Raw genomic sequence first — 20,406 nt, 5'->3', positions numbered from 1 at the left:
CTTAATGTAAATTAGTAAGCTAACAAATCAATCAATTCTTTTTCAAATCGCGCTTTTGGCAAATATTGATCTTCTAGTGCTTTTGTAAAAGGAATTGGAGAGTCTAAACTTGCAACACGTTTAACTGGAGCATCGAGATAACGGAAGCAATTTTCCATTATTAATGCCGAAATATCACTGGCAATACCACCAAAAAGTGAATCTTCCTGATAAATTATTACACGCCCTGTTTTCTTAACCGATTCATAAATTGCTTCGGTATCCAAAGGTTGCAAAGTTCTTAAATCTAATAGATCTGCTGAAATTTCTGGATTCTTGGCAAGTGTATCTAAAGCCCAATGTACAGGTGCTCCAAAAGCAATAATTGTAACATCATCTCCTTTTTTTAACAATGCAGCTCTTCCTAATGGTATTGTATAATAATCTGTAGGTACATCTTGATAAACGCTTCGATATAATTGCTTGTGTTCAAAGAATAAAACAGGATTTGGATCATTGATAGATTCATTTAATAAACCTTTAGCATCATAAGGGAAAGCTGGGTAAACTACTTTTAAACCTGGTGTTTTTGTAAACCAAGCTTCATTGGTTTGCGAATGAAATGGTCCTGCCTGAGTACCTCCGCCACAAGGCATTCGAACTACAACATCAGCTTTTTCTAACCATCGATAATGTGATTTCGCTAATAAATTCACAATCGGATTAAATCCTGTTGAAACAAAATCTGCAAATTGCATCTCGACAATTGCTTTATAACCATTTATAGAAAGTCCCATTCCTGTTGAAACTACAGCGCTCTCACAAATTGGCGTATTCCGTACACGATCTTTACCAAATATTTCTACAAAACCATCTGTTATTTTAAATGCACCACCATATTCAGCAATGTCTTGCCCCATAATAACCAAATTGGTATGAAGCTGCATTGATAAATTTAAACTGGACGAAATGGCATCTATAAAGCGAATGTTTTTTGTCTCCAAGTCAGGTGTAATTTCTTTATAGCTATAAGGTTTATACACATCATTTAACTCTTCTTCATATGAAGCTTCTATTTCTGGCTCTTCATTAGCTAAAACAAGGCTGTCGTCGATATCTTTCTTAATTTCAGCATGTAATTCTTCATCATATTCTGTAGTTAATACTCCTATTTCAGTCAAATAGTTCTTGTAATTGTTTACAGGATCTTTTATTGCCCACATATCCATTAAGTCTTGCGGAACATATTTTGTACCACTCGCCTCTTCATGTCCACGCATTCTGAATGTTTTGAATTCTAATAAAACAGGTCGTGGTTTTTCTATCATCGAAAGTTTTAATTCAGATAAAAGATTATAAACTTCAAGTATGTTATTTCCGTCGATTATATGACTTTCTATACCATAACCAACTCCTTTGTCTGCTAGGTTTTCACAACGATATTGCTCGTTTGTGGGAGTCGAAAGTCCATAACCATTATTCTCGATGACAAACATTACAGGCAATTCCCAAACAGCAGCAATATTTAATGCTTCATGAAAATCACCTTCGCTAGTTGCACCTTCTCCTGTGAAAACAGCAGTTACTTTATTGTTCTTTTTTAATTTATTGGCTAAGGCAATTCCGTCGGCTACACCTAATTGAGGTCCTAAGTGCGAAATCATTCCAATAATCTTATATTCTTGTGTTCCAAAGTGAAAACTTCTGTCACGACCTTTGGTAAAACCATTGGCTTTTCCTTGCCATTGCGAAAAAAGACGGTATAATGGGATATCTCTTCCTGTAAAAACACCCAGATTTCGGTGCATTGGTAAGATGTACTCATCGGAGTCCAAAACGGCTGTAACTCCTACAGATATTGCTTCTTGTCCTATTCCTGAAAACCATTTAGATACTTTTCCCTGGCGGATTAAGATGAGCATTTTCTCTTCTATCAATCTTGGTTTTAATAATCTCTTGTATAAATCTAATAGCTGCTCGTTGGTCAATTTTTTTCTGTCAAAAATCATTTTTTGGTTTATTATTTAGTCAATGAATGTTGTAAAATTATAACAACTTGGTTATATTTTGTTATATAATTATTAATTATTAGCATTTGTTGAAATAAAAATAACAAATTAGTTTTACATTTGCTCTAAGATATGGTTTATAGCCGTATCAAGTTATCAATAAATATGTAAAGTATGCAAAACATTCCTAGTGTAGACTTACGTGATTTCCTTTCGGACAACCCGGAACGTAAACAAAAATTTGTAAATGAAATCGGAAATGCATTTGAAAACATTGGCTTCGTTGCCCTAAAAGGTCATTTTTTAGATGATCAGTTAGTTGACGAACTTTATGGCGAAATTAGAAAATTTTTCGCATTGCCAATAGAATCTAAACATAATTATGAAATCCCAGGTATTGGAGGTCAGAGAGGTTATGTTTCTTTTGGTACAGAACACGCCAAAGGAAGAAAAGAAGGCGACTTAAAAGAATTCTGGCATTTTGGTCAGTATGTGAGTGAAAACTCTAAGTATGCTTCGGAATATCCAGAAAATGTTGAAGTTACAGAACTCCCTAAATTTAATGCAGTTGGTAAAGAAGCGTACCAAATGCTTGAAAAAACTGGAGTTTACGTTTTAAGAGCTTTAGCATTACACCTTGGATTAGATGAATTCTACTTTGACAAATATGCCAAAGACGGAAATTCTATCCTACGACCTATTCATTACCCACCAATTACATCTGAACCAAAAGATGCTATTCGTGCTGCTGCTCATGGTGATATTAATCTTATTACCTTATTAATGGGAGCGCAAGGTAAAGGTTTACAAGTTCAGAATCATGATGGAGAATGGATTGATGCCATTGCCGAAGATGATCAATTGGTAATTAATGTTGGAGACATGCTTTCACGTCATACCAACAACAGACTAAAATCGACTATTCACCAAGTAGTTAACCCTCCAAGAGAATTATGGGGAACATCTCGTTTCTCTGTTCCGTTTTTTATGCACCCAGTAAGCGATATGCGTTTGGATTGTTTAGAAAATTGTATTGATGCTGAGAATCCTAAAAAATTCGAGGATATTACTGCTGGAGAATATTTATACGAACGTTTGGTAGATTTGGGTTTAATCAAAAAATAATCTTTAAATTTACCTAATTATAAAAAGACATTGAGTTTATACTTAATGTCTTTTTAATTTTAAAATAAATTACAAATGGACTTACAAGACCAACTGAAAAATCTTTTCCCAGATCACGAAGTATCTCCCGATGAAATAGTGGTTCCAGAAGATCATACTCTTTTTATCCAAAAAGAACCTATGATTTGTAAATACGAAAAACGAAAAGGGAAAGCCACCACAATTATTGAAGGTTACGAAGGAACTGATGAAGATTTTAAAATCCTAGCCAAAGAAATTAAAACTAAATTAAGTGTTGGCGGGACTTTTAAAGATGATTCTATTATTATACAAGGGGATTACCGTGATAAAATAATGGAAATACTAAAAGCAAAAGGATTTAAAGTAAAACGCGTAGGTGGCTAGTGCTTAGTGTCAGTAATCAGTTTCGGTTTTCAGTTACATACTTTGTAGTTTAAAATTTCATTTGCGAACCCTTGCGTTTGTAAAAGTTTAGTATGAAACCTTTGCGCCCTTTGCGGTTAAATCACAAAAAAATAAAGACATCCATTATGCGCTTCTATGTTAAACCTTAGAACCTCAGAACCTTTGTCTCTTTGAACCTTAAAAAATAAAGACATCCATTATGCGCTTCTATGTTAAATCTTAGAACCTCAGAACCTTTGTCTCTTTGAACCTTAAAAAATAAAGACATCCATTATGCGCTTTTATGTTAAACCTTAGAACCTCAGAACCTTTGTCTCTTTGAACCTTAAAAAATAAAGACATCTAATTATGCGCTTCTATAATAAACCTTAGAACCTCAGAACCTTTGTCTCTTTGAACCTTAAAAAAAATAAAACAATGATACAATCATCAGAATTAATACTAAATCCAGACGGAAGTGTCTATCATTTAAATCTTCGCCCAGAACATATTGCAAATGACATTATTTTTGTAGGCGATCAAAATCGCGTTGAAAAAATAACACAGTTTTTTGACAGTATCGAGTTTTCTACTCAAAAAAGAGAATTTAAAACTCAAACTGGAGTCTATAAAGGAAAAAGAATTACGGTAATGTCAACAGGAATCGGTCCAGACAATATAGATATTGTTGTCAATGAACTAGATGCTTTGGTAAATATTGATTTAGAAACTCGTAAACCAAAAGAAAACCTAACTTCTCTGAACATTATCAGAATTGGAACTTCGGGTTCATTACAAGCAGATATTCCAGTTGATAGTTTTGTAATGTCGACTTTTGGGTTAGGACTTGACAATATGCTTCGTTCTTATTTAATTGACGAGGTTTCCAATGATGCTATCGAAGAAGCTTTTATAAACCATACCAATTGGGATATTCGTAAAGGAAAGCCTTATGTAATTGCATGCTCTGAGAAATTAGAAAAGCTTATTGAAAGTGATAAAATGCATAAAGGGATTACTGCAACTGCTGGTGGTTTTTATGGCCCACAAGGGCGCGTTTTACGTTTAAACATTCAAGATGAAGAATTAAACTCTAAAATGGACAATTTTACATTTAATGACAGCCGTATTACAAACCTAGAAATGGAAACTGCTGCTATTTATGGTCTTTCAGCATTATTAGGACATCACGCATTATCATTGAATGCTATTATTGCTAATCGTGCTACAGGTACTTTTAGTGAAGATCCGTATAAAGCTGTTGATGAATTGATTAAATATACTCTGAACAAGTTAATCGCAAATTAATATGCAAAATGCAATCTACAAGTTTGAAAAATTGCTTCATGAAAATTCAGAATATTTAAAATCTTTAGACAAAGAAACTTTAGAAAAGAAACTTCCTGAAAAATGGTCAAAAAAAGAAATTTTAGGACATCTTGTAGATTCATCTATACATAATTTAGTTCGTTTTACAGAGATAAATTATCTGCCAAAGCCGTATAATCACAGGCCATATAACCAGAATGATTTGGTTACCATTAACCAATATCAAACTATGGATACGGATGAGTTAATACAGCTTTGGTACTCGATAAATAAGCAAATTATTAGACTATTTAAATCTGTTGATGAAAAAGCATTAGATTATGAAATCCGATTAAGCGATGGTTCTATCATTAATCTGGATTTCTTGATGAAAGATTATGTTGATCATTTAGAACATCATATTAATCAAATAAAAAAATAGCATGACACTAAGAGTAGCACGCCATACGAATGATTTGAAAAAACTAATAAATTTCTATATCGATATTTTGGGATTTGAAAGACTAGGAGGTTTTGAAAATCATAATAATTATGACGGAGCTTTTATTGGTAAACCTAATTTAGACTGGCATTTTGAATTTACAAAGTCGAACGATAAAGCCAATCATACTTCAGATGAAGATGATGCTTTAGTGCTATATCCAGAAACAATTTTAGAATATAACAGATTAGTGATTAATGTTTTAAATAATGATATGTTATTTATAAAGGCAAAAAATCCATATTGGAATGAAAACGGAAAAATGTTTCTTGATCCAGATGGTTTTCGTATTATTATTTCGTCATTAAAAGCTAAATAAATTTTCTAAAATCTAAGCAGTCTAACTAATCTAAAAATCTAAGAATGAAAACTATAAAAATAGCTGGTGTTCCGGAGCATTTTAATTTACCATGGCATTTATGCATTGAAAATAGAGAATTTGAAGCCGAAGGAATCGATTTGCAATGGACTGATGTTCCTGAAGGTACTGGCAAAATGTGCCAAATGCTTCGAGATGGTGAAACCGATATTGCTGTAATATTAACTGAAGGGATTGTAAAAGATATTGTTGCAGGAAATCCAAGTAAAATTGTGCAGGTATATGTGCAATCACCTTTAATTTGGGGAATTCATGTTGCTGCAAAATCCGATTATAAAACCATAGGTGATTTAGAAAATAAAAAAGTGGCTATTTCGCGTCTGGGTTCAGGTTCTCAATTAATGGCCTATGTAAATGCGAACAATCAGGGTTGGAAAACTGATAATTTAGAATTTGAAATTGTAAACACTATCGATGGTGCTGTCGAAGCTTTGACTAATAAAACGGCTGATTACTTTATGTGGGAACGTTTTATGACAAAACCATTAGTTGACAAAGGAATTTTCAGACGTATAACTGACTGCCCTACTCCATGGCCATCGTTTGTAATTGCTGTGCGTGACGAAGTATTAAAAAATGATCCGCAAATAATTGCTTCAATTCTTGAAATTATCAATGTAACCACCGAAGATTTTAAAGCTATTCCAAGTATTGACAGGACTTTATCTGAGTTATTTGAACAAAAGGTTGAGGATATACAGGAGTGGCTAAAATTGACTCAATGGTCACAAAAACCGTTGAATGAAAAAACATTTAATAAAATCCAAAATCAGTTATTTGAACTGGGTATTATTGATAAAAAAAGTACTTTTGTAGAAACAGTAAAATTTCTTTAAAATTTGCTTTTTGGGCATTATGATAAAAAATAGAAAAATTGACTTAAATAAACTTAAAAGTAACCTTCAGGTAAAATCACCTTGGAACGAGGTTATTATTATGCTATTGAGTTTTTTAATCACGCTTCCTACTTTTATCATAATGCACCAAAATTTAATAGATTTTAATTGGCCTTTTAATTTTGATAGGGTTTTACTTTTTATTTTTGTTCTTGTTGGATTATATTTCCTTTTAATGAAATTAAAAACGATCATTATTATTTGTATCGTTTTATATCTCCTGGTTTTATTTTACGGAACCGCTTTGGGTAATTATGGTTTTGGTGAAGTTGCTGAAGACTATAACGCTATAATCTACACCATGTCTGATAATCCCTACCCACAAGATATTATTGTTGCTAAATTGCTTCCGTTTCCTAATAAATCCAAAATTATTAATGCAATTGAATATCAAAATCCTAAAGTGAGGAATTTTGCTATAATGGCAACAACTAAGCATTTTAAAAACATTAAAGGATATTCTGACTACAGAACCATAATACAATGTTTTGCTGTTTTTAAAGAAATTAATAGTCGATGGAATTATGTAAATGATCCTAAAGAAGGTGATTATATTGCTACTGCAAGTGAATCATTAATGTATTTCTCAGGTGATTGCGATGATCATTCTATTTTAATGGCTGCTGCAATACGTTCTATTGGCGGTACACCAAGACTTATTCATACTAAAGGACACATTTACCCAGAAATTTTGATCGGATCTTTACTAGATTTAGAAAAAGTAAACTACTTGGTTAAAAATGTCCTATTTGTAAAAGAAAGCTATGGTAAAACTTTACATTATCATATTGATGAGCGTGGACAAGTATGGTTAAACCTTGACTATACAGCAAAATATCCTGGAGGACCATTTATGTCCGAAGAAATTCTAGGTGCACTTACCCTTAGATAATTTTTTAAGCGCTAAAATTCTTCTAATTAAAAGCAATAATTAATCTTGTAGTCATACTATCGATGCTATTATGAAATCATGATGCATGCATGATTCAGAATTAAATTTGCCTTAACCTCAGTAAACATAATACTCTAGTATACAAATAGTTTAGCTCTATATGCTTTCGTTTTACTATTTGTTTGAATGTATTTTTTTTGTAACTTCCATCTTTAACCTTAAATTGAAATAACTATGAAAAAATCTACACTATTTATCTTTGGGTTTGTCTTTTTATCATTGCTAATGATTTCTTGTCAAAAGGAAAGAAATAAGCTTGTTAATTCTTGGAAAGTTACTAATGTTGAAGCCAAAAAAACACTTTCTGATTCTATTAAAAACGTAATTCTATCTAAAGGAAATCTCAAATTTTCTAAAGATGGAAAGGTTACAGGATTTCTTGATGTTGAATTAAATGGAACTTATGCTCTAAATAAAGGCGGTAAAAATTTAATTATTAAAGATGAAGTAGGTACTCCCTACCCTTTTACAAGTACTATAGATAAAGAACAACTGGTATTAGATGGAGAGGATATGACGCTCACTCTCGATAAAAATTAAAGAGTTTAAACAAAGTTGTCCCAAAAAGGACAACTTTGTTTTTTAAATTACAGCCTTTGTTGTTCTTCTGTTTTTTCTTTGTTATTGCTGTTCTTTAATTTTTGATTGCCTAGATTATATTTAAAAGATATACGTACACTTTGTGTATCGCCATAATCATCAAAATAATTGTATTGATTCGCATAATTTGTAGTAACACGTACTTTCTGCCCTTTGTATATATCTGAGAATAAAATGGATACTTGTCCGTTATTATTAAAAACTTTCTTGTAAATACCCATGGAAAGACTTGAAGATCCTGTTACAGTAAAAGTTCCTTGTACTGAAGGAGAATCATACGACCAATTTAATTCCATGCTTAGTTCTTTCTTTTTATTTAAGGTAAATCGGTTGTTGATATTATTGTTATATGACCAGATATTGTTGTGATACAAAGTACCATCACCACCCTGAAAAGTATCCTTTGAATAACTTATTCCATTTGAAAATATAAATTGCCACCAAGGAAATATCTCTTGATTTGCACTAAAATCCAATCCATAACCTATTTTTCTTTCAATATTAGTATGTCGATATATTACAGTGTTTGTTTCATAATCCTGATAGGAAATTTCCATTGATGGATTTATAGAATTACGATAATATAAGTCAAAATTATATTTGCTTTTAAGTGTGTATTGTAAACTAACGTTATGAACAATTTCGGGTTGCAATTTAGGATCACCTGTATAATATGAATAAGAATTATAATAGGAACGAAATGGATTTAAAGAACTGTATTGAGGTCTGTTGATTCGTTTTCCATAAGATATTCCAATTTCATGGTTTTCTGTAAGCTTATATAAAGCATATAATGTTGGAAATAGTTTAAAATAATGCTGTGTATTTACTTCATTTCCAGTTAATAAGTTTCCTTCCAGTTCTGTATATTCAGATCGTAATCCTGCTTTTAAACTCCATTTACCAATTTCTTTACCAAGGCTTAAGTAACCAGCATAAATATTTTCATCATATAAAAACTGACTACTTCTGTTTGGATTTAGTTGTAATTCTCCTGCTATGTCGTCTCGATAATCCAGATTACTATTGGCATTTACATTTCCAAATTTAATTCCTGCTTCAATCTTAGTTTCTGCTATTTCGTTGTTATAATCTGCTTGTATAGAAAATAATCCAATTTTTTGTGTATTATCACTTACAAAGCGAGTGTCGCGATAGGGTGCGCTTTGAGGTAATGAAAAAACGGAATATATATCTTGATTTTCATTTTTGAAATACCGTGTATAATCTGATGAAATAACTATTGATTGTTTTTCTGAAAACTTATGTTCAAAAGAGGCATTGTAAGCATTTGTCCTTGTTGGGTTTTTCCTTTTGTTTTGTGTTGTATAAAGTGAATCAATTTGTCTGTTAGCATCATAAATATATGTAGGAACATTGTATTCTCCATGACTTTTAAGACTAATAAATCCATTGGTGCCTAGAGTTAAGGTATTAAGACTATCTATTTCATATTCGGCAGTTATGCGATAGGTATTTTGCGATAATGATTTATTCTTACGGTTTAATATGCTTTCCCAAATTGAGGTTACCTGATCCTGATTGTCTTTATAATAAACTACATCTGCACCTTCTCTGTAATATATTCCAGCTCCCAAACTGTAGTTTCCTGATAACGCCAGTTTTTTAGTCTTGTAATATTGACTTGTTGACATGACGCCTTTAGGATATGCCGTTTGTACATAAGCCGTACTAAGAGTTCCTTTATATCCATTTTGGTTATTTTGTTTGATTTTTATATTTAGAACAGTACTTCCCTGAGCATCATATTTAGCAGGAGGATTTGTTATAACTTCTACAGATTTTACAGTATCTCCATTTGTATTTTCAAGCAATTGTTTTAGCTCTTCTCCACTTAAATATACTTTTTTATCATTGATAGTAACCAATATTCCGGTGCTACCTCTTACTGCAATTGTCCCATTATTTGAAGCTGTAACTCCCGGAGTACTTTTTAATATTTCCCATGCATTTGTATTAGATAGTACAGAATTTTCTACATTAAATTCCATCCGATCAATCTTTCGTTTTATAACAGGCTTCTTATGTGTAATTACTACATCATCAAGCGCTTCGGCATTTTTCATCATTGCTATTTCTGCAAATTCTTTATCTTTATTAAGTGTAAAATCTGTATAATAATCTGCATAACCAGAGAGACTTATCTTTAAGATGTATTTGCCCTTTGCAATATTTTCTAATTTGAATAAACCAATTTTATCAGTAGCTGTATTTCGATAAACTAAAGAATCCAATGAATTTAATATTTTCACATCTGCAAATGGAATGGGTTGCTTGTCGGAATCTTTTACAATTCCTGAAACTTTTATATTTTGCGCGACACTGATAAAGGGAATAAGACACCATAAGAAAATAACTTTTTTCATAACGTTTTTTGTTTCGGACAAATTTCAGCAAAGTACCTTGTTGTCTCGGTTAATGCTTGGTTAACGATGGGTTAATGTTATTTTGGGTTAACTATATTCTTATCTGAAAAAAGGTGTTCAATCAAGAGGCGATGCAGTATATTTATAAAGTTTGGTTAATGAAGGGTTAATAGGCACACTTATCTATTTTTAAACAGTATAATATTTTAGCTTTGTTTCTATGAAAAGAAAAATAATACTACTAATCACAGGATGTATTCTTACGGTTGTTGCATTGACTTGTATTCAAGGTTATTTCATTTGTAATACCTATGAACTGAAAAAGAAGGAAGTTAAAGATGTGATAAGAAAGCAATTATTAGCATTTGAAGATGATCCTGAATTTATAGCTATTGAAGATGCCTGCATGGAAAAATCGAGGGATTTTGTAAAAACACATAAAGGTAAAAAGTTTTCTAAAGAGGATTATTTCAATTATATTAAGAAAAATAGGGATTCTCTTTCGGCTGCGCTTTCATCTATTATGGATAAAAAAGTAAATTTTAAACATAAAATAGGCTATTCAATAGCTATAACTGCAATATTTGATAATGAAGGAATAAAAAAAGATACCGTTTATATAGGAAAACTATTGGTGTTGAGTAATAATATAAAAAGTCAAGAGGAGTTCTCTCTTGCTACTGGAATATGGCAAACAAAAATTAGTTCTAGCAGTGAAGAAGATCGAGATGTTTATAATATCGAAATACGTTCAGAACGCAATTATAGTTTTGACAGCCTGCAGAAAATAATCTTACAAGAAATGATAGGATTATTAGTGTTTTCAGTTCTACTCATAACATTTGTTATCATTCTATTTTACTTATCTATTCGGAATTTAATTACTCAGAAAAAGATAGCCGATATTAAAACAGATTTTATAAACAATATTACTCATGAATTCAATACACCACTTGCGGCAATGGATATAGCCGTAAAAACGTTTGAATTGGATACTATCACCGAAGAGCAACATAAAAATACGATTGCTATTATAAAAAGACAAAATCAACGTTTACAATCGATATTCAGTCAGGTCGCAGGAGCCTCACTTAGTTCACAAGAAATAGCCATTGATAATAATATAGCCAGCAGAAAGGAAATAGAGGAAATAATAGCCGATTTTAGATTATCGTATCCTAATATTACGATCAGTTACTCCATTGATACTGCTACACAAATCTCTATGAAACAATTCCATCTGAATACGATATTGATTAATTTATTGGATAATGCAGTCAAATACGGAGCAGATGATATAAAGTTGACTTGTGAGCAATCTGAAGTATTTACAACGCTTTCGATAGAAGATAATGGTAGAGGAATTCCTGAAAATGAACAAAAAAATATTTTTGAAAAGTTCTATCGAATAGAAAAAGATAATATTCACAATACAAAAGGACTTGGCTTAGGATTGTTTTATGTAAAGCAAATTGTAGAGACTTATAAAGGAACTATAAGTGTAAAAAGCATAGAAAAAAAAGGGACTTTATTATTAATTTCAATCCCATTGTAATGGTACATATTTTATTGGCCGAAGATGATTTAGATTATGCTTTTATCTTAAAGCAATTTTTGGAAATATCTGGTTTTAAGATCAGTTGGGCTAAAGACGGAGTTGAAGCATACGCTCTTTTTTCTACAATAAAACCAGATATATGTGTGCTTGATGTTATGATGCCAAATATGGATGGATTTACCTTAGCAGAAAAGATAATTGAATCTCATCCTGAGATACCGATTGTTTTTCTTACTGCAAAAGGACTTAAAGAAGATAAAATAAGAGGCCTTAAGCTCGGTGCAGATGATTATGTAGTGAAGCCATTTGAAGTAGACGAACTTATTTTGCGAATTACTAATATTCTAAAACGTATTAATAAGGCTCCTGTATTTAAAGCATCAGCCAAACAAATGGTTATCGGAGACTATATGTTTGATATTGAAAATTTTATGCTGACTCATAATAAAGTAACTCACCGTATTACTGAACGTGAGGCACATTTAATTCAATATTTATACAATAACAGAAATAAGCTTTTAAAAAGAGAAGATATACTAAAAGAAATATGGGGTAATGATGATTTCTTTTTGGGCAGAAGTATGGATGTATTTATCAGCCGTTTAAGGAAGTATTTTAAAGAAGATACATCTATTTCTATTTTGAGTATTCGCGGAATTGGTCTTGAGTTTAATGTTAAATCAAATAATTAGTAAAATGATAAAAATAATTTCTTTGTTAGTGTTTATGCTTTGTTCTTTTTTAATAAATGCACAATCTAAAACAACAAGTAGCAGTTCATCGTCATCAATAACTAAAATTGATGGAGTTGAAAGACAACACAGTTCAATATCTGTTAATGATTCGGATACTTTTTATAGTTTGAGAGCTAAATTTCCTTTGGATAAAAAAGAAGAAATTATAAAATTATTATCTGATAATATCGATGAAGAATATAGAAGTGTTTCCGGTAAAACTTTTAAATGGATTAAAGAAGAAAATGGTCAACCAGTATTTTCTTTTGTAGTTACTAATGATCAATTAAAAATAAGCATAGAAAAGGATATGATTTCTAATGGTACTTTTAATAAATTCAAAAATTTAGGTGAGTCCCTTAAAACAGTAATTTCTAATAGAAAATAGATCGTTTAAAGCTTCTTTTTATCAGCAAATATGCAGTCGATAATAAAGCTCCTACCTCCTATTTTAGACTATTTATTCTGTTCTGATTAAAAAAATATACAATCAAGCTCTTTAAGAAATTAAGGAGCTTTTTTTCGTTTAACGAGAAAAGAAACACTAATTAAGAAAAATTGTATCTTTGCTAACTCTAAACAAGCGTAACAATTTATGTGAAAAACAATTTCTTTCAGACAATCAAGAAGGTAGACTACAAATGTGGTCTGCTCTATTTATTCATCTCACAAGAAAGAAATTATGCTTATTCTACAAAACATCTCATATACACATCCGAACAAGGAATTATTATTTGACAACATTAGTTTTACTGTCAATAATAACGAAAAAATAGCCTTAATAGGCAACAATGGTACAGGAAAATCGACTTTACTCAAAATCATTGCAGGTGAATTACAGCCTTCAAATGGGCAAGTTAGATGCAACTCCGAACCTTATTACATACCACAAGTATTTGGTCAGTACAATCATTTTACAATTGCCCAAGCATTACAAATTGATGAGAAACTAACTGCACTAAAAGAAATACTAGAGGGTAATGTATCCGAAAACAATCTTAATGTACTAAATGATGATTGGGCTATTGAGGAACGTTGTAATAATGCTCTAAAACATTGGCAATTAATAGACTTAGATTTATCACAAAAAATGGAAACTTTAAGCGGTGGACAAAAGACTAAGGTTTTCCTTGCTGGTATTGCTATTCATCAGCCTGAGTTGGTTCTTTTAGACGAACCCAGTAACCATCTTGATAATGCAGCGAGGCAATTATTGTATGATTTTATCCAATCGACATCATGCACTTTGATTATAGTAAGTCACGACATAAAATTACTAAATATTATTAGCATTGTTTTTGAATTAAGTAAACGAGGGATTAATGTCTATGGTGGCAATTATGATTTTTATGCTGAGCAAAAGCAAATAGAACAAAACGCATTAAATCAGGATCTGCACAGTAAAGAAAAAGCGTTGCGAAAAGCTAAAGAAAAAGAACGTGAAACTCTAGAACGTCAACAAAAACTAGACGCTCGCGGAAAAAAGAAACAGGAAAAAGCGGGTGTTGCCCGAATAATGATAAATACTCTAAGGAATAATGCCGAAAATAGTACATCAAAAATAAAAGGCATGCACACCGAAAAAATTGATGGTATCTCGCAAGAACTACAAGAATTACGATCGGTTTTGCCAGACATTGACAAAATGAAATTTGGTTTTGATAATTCGTTATTGCACAAAGGCAAAATACTATTTAATGCCAAAAATATCAATTTCTGTTATGATGATGAGTTTCTTTGGAAACAAAACCTAAATATTCAAATTATAAGCGGCGAACGTATTGCTTTAAAAGGCGCAAATGGTTCTGGAAAAACCACTTTGATAAAATTAATATTAGGAAAATTAGAACCTAAAGTAGGTACACTATCCCGCGCTGAGAATAAATCTGTTTATATCGATCAAGATTATTCCCTTATAAACAATGAGCTTAAAGTGTACGACCAAGCACAACAGTTTAATACCGCTGGATTACAAGAACATGACATCAAAATGAGGCTTAACCGTTTCTTATTTACCAGTGAAGATTGGGATAAACCTTGCAGTGTGTTAAGTGGAGGAGAAAAAATGCGATTGATGCTTTGTTGTATAACAATAGGGAATCAGTCGCCAGATAGTATTATTCTTGACGAACCGACCAATAACCTTGATATACAAAACATCGAAATACTAACTGCAGCAATTAATGAATTTAAAGGAACCTTAATTGTTATATCACACGATGAACACTTTTTGGAACAAATAAACGTAGAACGAACAATTTTATTGTAAAATTTGCCATTAAACTATTTGGTTCTGCTGATTTTAATATTTCTATGTTTTTAAAAATGAGCATATTATAAAATATGTTCATTTTTTCACCTAGATACATTGTATAGCTATGTATTTTGCTATATATTTGTTTTAACCAATAAAACTTTGTCATGAATGAAACTTTTGTAACAAACTGGAAATCACAGGTAAAAAAGGGTACACTTACTTTTATTATCCTCAATGTACTCAAAGAGAATGAGTATTATGGTTATGAACTTATTGAACAAATAAAGCAACATACTGAAATAGAAATTGCTGAGGGTACTTTATATCCATTGATGAATAGGCTCAAAACTGAGAATTTAGTAGACTCTAAATGGGTTGAGCAAGAAACCGGAATTCCCAGAAAATATTACGCTCTAACCCCTACAGGAATTAAAACGCTTGTTCATATGAATGAATATTGGAAAAATTTAGAAAGTGCTATTCAAAAAATAATCAAATGAAAACAGGAGAAATAAAATTCAGTCAAGAAGCTTCAAAAAGAGTTTATAACGATTATATGAAGCGCATTTTAAAAGTTACAGATTCCTTATCGAAAGATGACAAACAAGATATTTATATGGAATTTAACAGTCATATCTTTGAGGCACTTCAACATAAAAACGGAGCTAATGAAATTGATGTGTTATTGGATGTTATTGAAAAACTAGGTATTCCGGAAGAAGTTTTAAAACCGCTTATTGCAGATAAAAAGCTGGAGCAGGCTACCAAAACATTTAATCCTATTCATGTTTTTAAAGCATTGCTATTAAATATTACCAATGGCTTTTCGTATATAATATTCTTCCTGCTATATCTTTTCTTATTTGGTTTTGTATTTGTAATAATTGCCAAAATAATAAATCCAGCTGAAGTTGGATTCTGGTATAAAGATAGTTCCTCTTTTTATTTAGGATTAAGTAATAAGGCAAACCAAACCGGAATGACTGAAATATTAGGCAATGCATTCATACCAGCAATGATAGCTTCTATACTACTCTTTTACATCTTAATTACATTATTATTAAAATTCAAGAAATCAATCAATAATAAATCAATCACTATGAAAAAAATTCTAATTACCGGTCTGCTTATCTTAAGCACCACAATGAGTTTCTCACAAACATTCAATAATCAAAGAATGGATAGTTTGTTTATGGTTCTAGAAAAAAATAATAAATTTATGGGAAGCATAGCCATTTCTCAAGATGGAAAATTATTATATGCCAAAACCATAGGTTATTCGAATCTGGAAAATTCTAAAAAAGCTGATGTTGAAACTAAATATAAGATTGGTTCTATTTCTAAAATGTTTACAGCCACATTAGTTTTAAAAGCAATTGAAGAGAATAAATTAAAATTGAATCAAACTCTTGACTCCTATTTTCCGCAAATAGAAAATTCAAAAAAAATAACGATAGGTAACTTACTAAATCATCGAAGCGGTATTCATAATTTTACTAACGAGGAATATTGTAGATCTGATGAGTTTATTACAACACCGAAATCTGAGCAAGAAATGGTTGAAGTGATAACTAAACTAAAAAGTGATTTTGAGCCTAATAGCAAAGCTGAATACAGTAATTCTAACTATGTTCTTTTGAGTTATATTCTCGAAAAAGTTTACAAAAAACCATATTCGATCATTTTAGAAACTAAAATTGCAAAACCATTAGGTTTAAAGAATACCTATTTTGGAAGTAAAACTCAAATCCAAAACAATGAAACGTATTCTTATCATTTTGATAATAAGTGGCTGAAGGCAACAGATACAGACCCATCAATTCCAATGGGAGCTGGGGCAATCGTATCAAATCCAACTGACTTGACACTATTCATAGAAGGACTTTTTAATGGCAAAATAGTTTCTGAAAAGTCTTTATCGCTAATGAAAACGTTAAACCAAAATTTTGGTATGGGCATGTTTGAAACTCCTTATTTTGAACATAAAGGGTATGGACACACAGGCGGCGTAGATGATTTTAGATCTGTTTTAACTTACTTTCCAAATGAAAAACTCGCTGTCGCAATTACTTCAAATGGAATGATTTATCCTAATAATAGTATATTGTCATGTGCTTTGAGTAGTTATTTCAATACTCCATTTGCTATGCCTACTTTTAAAGCTTTAAAGTTAAAACCAGAAGTATTAAATTTATATACAGGACAATATGCAAGTACGGAAATTCCAATAAAAATTGATGTTACCATAAAGGATGATAAATTATTTGCACAAGGAACTGGGCAGCCAGCATTTCCATTAGAAGCTACAGAAACTACTATTTTTAAATTTGAACAAGCAGGAATTATTCTTGAATTTAATACCGAAAAAAAACAAATGCTTTTAAAACAAGGTGGAAAAGAATTTTTATTTTCAAAATAATAAATACCAGCACTAAACTAAAAAAAGGGCTCCTACCCTACTATTAATCTGAAGGATATAAAATACAAATTCTTCCTGATTGAAATTATAAAGCCTAGCTCCTTAAGAAATTAAGGAGTTTTTTTATGATTAAAATGCTATTCTATTCATACTTTTTTATGCGAAATTAAGAGCAAATATCTTAAGGTTTATTACTGAAAAGGATCGTATTTATAAAAACGCATTCCATTATTAATAATAAAATAGTCCTATATTAGCTATATATAAGCGGTTTTAATTTCAAATTAGACCTGAAATTTCTGTAACCGAACTGTAAAACACCTAATAAGATTAAATAATAGTATAAAATTTAAAACCAATGGCAAATCAAGAAATATTCTTCGCTAAAGGAGATAGCCCAAAAATGATTGAAGCTTTTAAAAATGCACAAGAAACTTTTAAATATTTTTGGAGAGAATTATCATGGGAATCTAGACGAATTGTTCCTGCATTAACTGTAGCGTGCGTAAAGGTTGCCTTTTCACAAAATATAAATGGAAGTGAAAATCCTACTATTGAACATATGTGGATTAATGATATTGATTTTGATGGTGAACAAGTAAGAGGTGTTTTAATAAACGATCCTGATGAATTAACAAATATTCAAAATGGAGACGATGTTGCAGTTCCTTTAAATCAAATTAGTGATTGGTTATTTGCCATTCAGGGCAGTTCACCAAAAGGGCTTTCTAAACTATTTTCTTCGTCTCAGCCAAGAGCTTATGGAGGATTTACAATACAGGCAATACGTTCAGAAATGACGAATCAAGAAAGAAAAGATCATGATAAAGCCTGGGGATTGGATTTTGGGGATTTTAACGAAGTGCTTCTCGTTAATGAACAAAAAGAAAAGCCTGAAAACCTTGTAGAACATCCTATGAGCAAAAACATGAAAGAAAAACTTCAGGAGTTCTTAGAGCAAAATCCAGATGAAATTACCTTTCAGGATGAAGATGGATTTTCTTTGTTACATAGAGAAACAATTGCTGGAAATGTGACTTCTGTGGCTGTTTTACTAGAGTCTGGAGCAAATAAAGATATGAAAACGAATCAAGGAAAAACAGCATTAGATATTGCAAAACAATTAAAGTGGGAACACCTTATTTCTACGCTTAGTAATTAACTAAAAAAAATGTAAATATATTTTAACACATAGAATCATAGCCTAAAAAGTGTAAAAAAAGATGTTTCGCTTAAAATAAATCTCATAGTGCTATGCGAAAAAATCATGGTTTTCTAGAAAACTCTTTTGGCTTTTATTTTAAAATCTATGTTTCTATGTGTTAAATGAGATTTTTGTGAATTATACCCAACGGGCTAAATAAAAATTAAAACTGTATTCAATTTATCCAGAACAATATCCCTAAATGAACAGTAACATTATTTTTGACAAAATATTTAAACTACCAGAAAACTCCAGAAAAACATTGGAGGAAAACATTACATTGGTACATTACCCCAAAGGACATATTTTATTAAAAGCAGGAAAAATCGAATCGAATATCTATTTCATAAAAAAGGGAATTGTTAGAGCCTATGTCAATCAAAATGATAGCGATGTTACTTTTTGGTTTGGCAAAGAAGGAGAAACCATTCTTTCTATGAGAAGTTATGTCGAAAACCAAAAAGGATATGAAGATATCGAACTTCTTGAGGAGTGTGATTTATATGAATTAAAAACAGTAAATCTGCAACGATTATTTGAAGAAGATATACATATTGCAAATTGGGGAAGAAAATTTGCAGAAAGTGAACTCATAAAAACAGAAGAGCGGTTAATCTCTAGGCAGTTTAAAACAGCATCTGAAAGATATAAAGAACTAATAACCAATAACCCCGATTTAATTAAGAGAGTTCAATTGGGGCATATTGCCTCCTATCTCGGGATTACTCAAGTAAGTTTAAGCCGAATACGAGCCGAAATAAAATAAATTCATTTTTTATCATTTGTTAAATTTTAATTGAATCGGCTAGAGGATCTTTGTCGTATTAAAATTTAAAATATGAATTGGATTCTATTGGTTATTGCAGGATTATTTGAGGTGGCATTTGCTTCGTGTTTAGGAAAAGCTAAAGAGGCAACAGGAAATGATGTTTATTTATGGTATGGAGGATTCCTGGTTTCGCTTATTATAAGTATGTTGCTTCTTATCAAGAGTACACAAACATTACCTATTGGTACTGCTTATGCTGTATGGACTGGAATTGGTGCTGTTGGAACAGTTTTGGTCGGCATTTTTGTGTTTAAAGATCCAACAAACTTCTGGAGATTGTTCTTTATTGCAACATTGGTTGGTTCAATCATCGGATTAAAATCGGTTTCACATTAATGAAACTTGTAGTAAAAAAAATGCAGCTTAATTTAAGTAAAGTTAAGTTGCATTTAAATTATATCCCCTTCCTGATCCCCTTCTTTTTATTTCTAAAAACGTTTCTTGTCTTTATTCTCTTCCTATTTATTTTTATTTTTTGTCAGTCGATCAGATATTGCATTCGCATTCCTAGATCTTTAGGATACTAGACTCAACTCTTACTCTTAAAAATATTTTCTTCAGGATTATCATAATTTCATGCATTATTTGTACTAAAAATAGTGCTATATTAGCCTATTAAAAGCTTATTTGTGGCGCAAAGTATGCCTAAACCAGACTTTGCAAAACCTCAATTATAGCTTGTATTAGAAGGCAATTTAAAATTATAATAAACACTGATATTTATGTCTGAACTTTTTGAATTCAATAATAAAAAAAAGGATATTGTTTTTGAAATACTTAAAAACCAACTGAAACAAAATGGTTTAAAAATTGATTCCATTGACAACGAAAATCTTATTCACATTAATCTTGAAGGAAATAAG

At 31.1% G+C, this 20,406-nt stretch carries 19 protein-coding genes; 17 read left to right on the top strand and 2 right to left on the bottom strand.

Going from position 1 to position 20,406, the window contains the following annotated elements; translation table 11 throughout:
• Positions 1-11 precede the first annotated feature (11 nt).
• A complete protein-coding gene (locus OIU80_RS15910) occupies positions 12-1,988 on the bottom strand; it encodes an alpha-ketoacid dehydrogenase subunit alpha/beta (protein ID WP_264287973.1) in 1,977 nt (658 codons plus the stop codon).
• A gap of 174 nt (positions 1,989-2,162) precedes the next feature.
• Between OIU80_RS15910 and OIU80_RS15905 the strand changes: the two genes are divergently transcribed.
• From OIU80_RS15905 to OIU80_RS15870, 8 genes are all read left to right on the top strand, one after another.
• The gene (locus OIU80_RS15905) at positions 2,163-3,113 is read left to right on the top strand and encodes an isopenicillin N synthase family dioxygenase (protein ID WP_264287972.1); all 951 of its coding nucleotides are present in this window, start codon (positions 2,163-2,165) and stop codon (positions 3,111-3,113) included.
• Positions 3,114-3,188: 75 nt separating this feature from the next.
• Positions 3,189-3,518 carry a translation initiation factor gene (locus OIU80_RS15900; RefSeq protein WP_039114137.1) on the top strand — a complete coding sequence of 110 codons (330 nt, stop codon included), beginning with the start codon at positions 3,189-3,191 and terminating at the stop codon, positions 3,516-3,518.
• Positions 3,519-3,956: 438 nt separating this feature from the next.
• Positions 3,957-4,826 (top strand): nucleoside phosphorylase, encoded by an 870-nt coding sequence (locus tag OIU80_RS15895; RefSeq protein ID WP_264287971.1) that lies wholly within the window; start codon positions 3,957-3,959, stop codon positions 4,824-4,826.
• A gap of 1 nt (position 4,827) precedes the next feature.
• The gene (locus OIU80_RS15890) at positions 4,828-5,268 is read left to right on the top strand and encodes a DinB family protein (RefSeq protein WP_264287970.1); all 441 of its coding nucleotides are present in this window, start codon (positions 4,828-4,830) and stop codon (positions 5,266-5,268) included.
• Between the two features lies 1 nt (position 5,269).
• Positions 5,270-5,647, top strand: coding sequence for a VOC family protein (locus OIU80_RS15885; protein WP_264287969.1), 378 nt, complete (start codon positions 5,270-5,272; stop codon positions 5,645-5,647).
• Between the two features lie 44 nt (positions 5,648-5,691).
• On the top strand, positions 5,692-6,543 hold the full coding sequence (locus OIU80_RS15880; protein WP_264287968.1) for a substrate-binding domain-containing protein: 852 nt from the start codon (positions 5,692-5,694) through the stop codon (positions 6,541-6,543).
• A gap of 19 nt (positions 6,544-6,562) precedes the next feature.
• Positions 6,563-7,495 (top strand): transglutaminase, encoded by a 933-nt coding sequence (locus OIU80_RS15875; RefSeq protein WP_264287967.1) that lies wholly within the window; start codon positions 6,563-6,565, stop codon positions 7,493-7,495.
• 234 nt (positions 7,496-7,729) lie between these two features.
• Positions 7,730-8,095, top strand: coding sequence for a hypothetical protein (locus OIU80_RS15870; protein WP_264287966.1), 366 nt, complete (start codon positions 7,730-7,732; stop codon positions 8,093-8,095).
• A 47-nt stretch (positions 8,096-8,142) separates the two neighbouring features.
• Here the strand turns inward: OIU80_RS15870 and OIU80_RS15865 are convergent, their stop codons facing one another.
• On the bottom strand, positions 8,143-10,542 hold the full coding sequence (locus tag OIU80_RS15865) for a TonB-dependent receptor (RefSeq protein WP_264287965.1): 2,400 nt from the start codon (positions 10,540-10,542) through the stop codon (positions 8,143-8,145).
• Positions 10,543-10,762: 220 nt separating this feature from the next.
• On the opposite strand from OIU80_RS15865, the gene OIU80_RS15860 reads away from it, so the two are divergent.
• The 9 genes from OIU80_RS15860 (at position 10,763) to OIU80_RS15820 (ending at position 19,879) form a co-directional block, all read left to right on the top strand.
• Positions 10,763-12,097: a sensor histidine kinase gene (locus OIU80_RS15860; protein ID WP_264287964.1), complete on the top strand. Its 1,335-nt coding sequence runs from the start codon at positions 10,763-10,765 to the stop codon at positions 12,095-12,097.
• Complete coding sequence (locus tag OIU80_RS15855; RefSeq protein ID WP_264287963.1) at positions 12,097-12,792, top strand: response regulator transcription factor; 696 nt, start codon at positions 12,097-12,099, stop codon at positions 12,790-12,792. Before OIU80_RS15860 ends, OIU80_RS15855 begins: the two co-directional genes overlap by 1 nt.
• Before the next feature lie 4 nt (positions 12,793-12,796).
• A complete protein-coding gene (locus tag OIU80_RS15850; RefSeq protein ID WP_264287962.1) occupies positions 12,797-13,222 on the top strand; it encodes a hypothetical protein in 426 nt (141 codons plus the stop codon).
• Positions 13,223-13,516: 294 nt separating this feature from the next.
• Positions 13,517-15,103 (top strand): ribosomal protection-like ABC-F family protein, encoded by a 1,587-nt coding sequence (gene abc-f / locus OIU80_RS15845; protein ID WP_264287961.1) that lies wholly within the window; start codon positions 13,517-13,519, stop codon positions 15,101-15,103.
• A gap of 152 nt (positions 15,104-15,255) precedes the next feature.
• Complete coding sequence (locus tag OIU80_RS15840; protein ID WP_264287960.1) at positions 15,256-15,591, top strand: PadR family transcriptional regulator; 336 nt, start codon at positions 15,256-15,258, stop codon at positions 15,589-15,591.
• A complete protein-coding gene (locus OIU80_RS15835) occupies positions 15,588-17,510 on the top strand; it encodes a serine hydrolase domain-containing protein (RefSeq protein ID WP_264287959.1) in 1,923 nt (640 codons plus the stop codon). The genes OIU80_RS15840 and OIU80_RS15835 overlap by 4 nt, the downstream gene beginning before the upstream one ends.
• Before the next feature lie 358 nt (positions 17,511-17,868).
• Positions 17,869-18,672, top strand: a complete 804-nt coding sequence (locus OIU80_RS15830) for a DUF2314 domain-containing protein (RefSeq protein WP_264287958.1) — start codon at positions 17,869-17,871, stop codon at positions 18,670-18,672.
• 244 nt (positions 18,673-18,916) lie between these two features.
• Positions 18,917-19,480, top strand: a complete 564-nt coding sequence (locus OIU80_RS15825; RefSeq protein ID WP_264287957.1) for a Crp/Fnr family transcriptional regulator — start codon at positions 18,917-18,919, stop codon at positions 19,478-19,480.
• 72 nt (positions 19,481-19,552) lie between these two features.
• Positions 19,553-19,879, top strand: a complete 327-nt coding sequence (locus OIU80_RS15820) for a DMT family transporter (protein WP_264287956.1) — start codon at positions 19,553-19,555, stop codon at positions 19,877-19,879.
• Positions 19,880-20,406 lie beyond the last annotated feature (527 nt).

Source organism: Flavobacterium frigoritolerans (genome assembly GCF_025847275.1).
Taxonomy (GTDB): domain Bacteria; phylum Bacteroidota; class Bacteroidia; order Flavobacteriales; family Flavobacteriaceae; genus Flavobacterium; species Flavobacterium frigoritolerans.
This window is presented reverse-complemented; position numbering and strand designations above follow the sequence as displayed.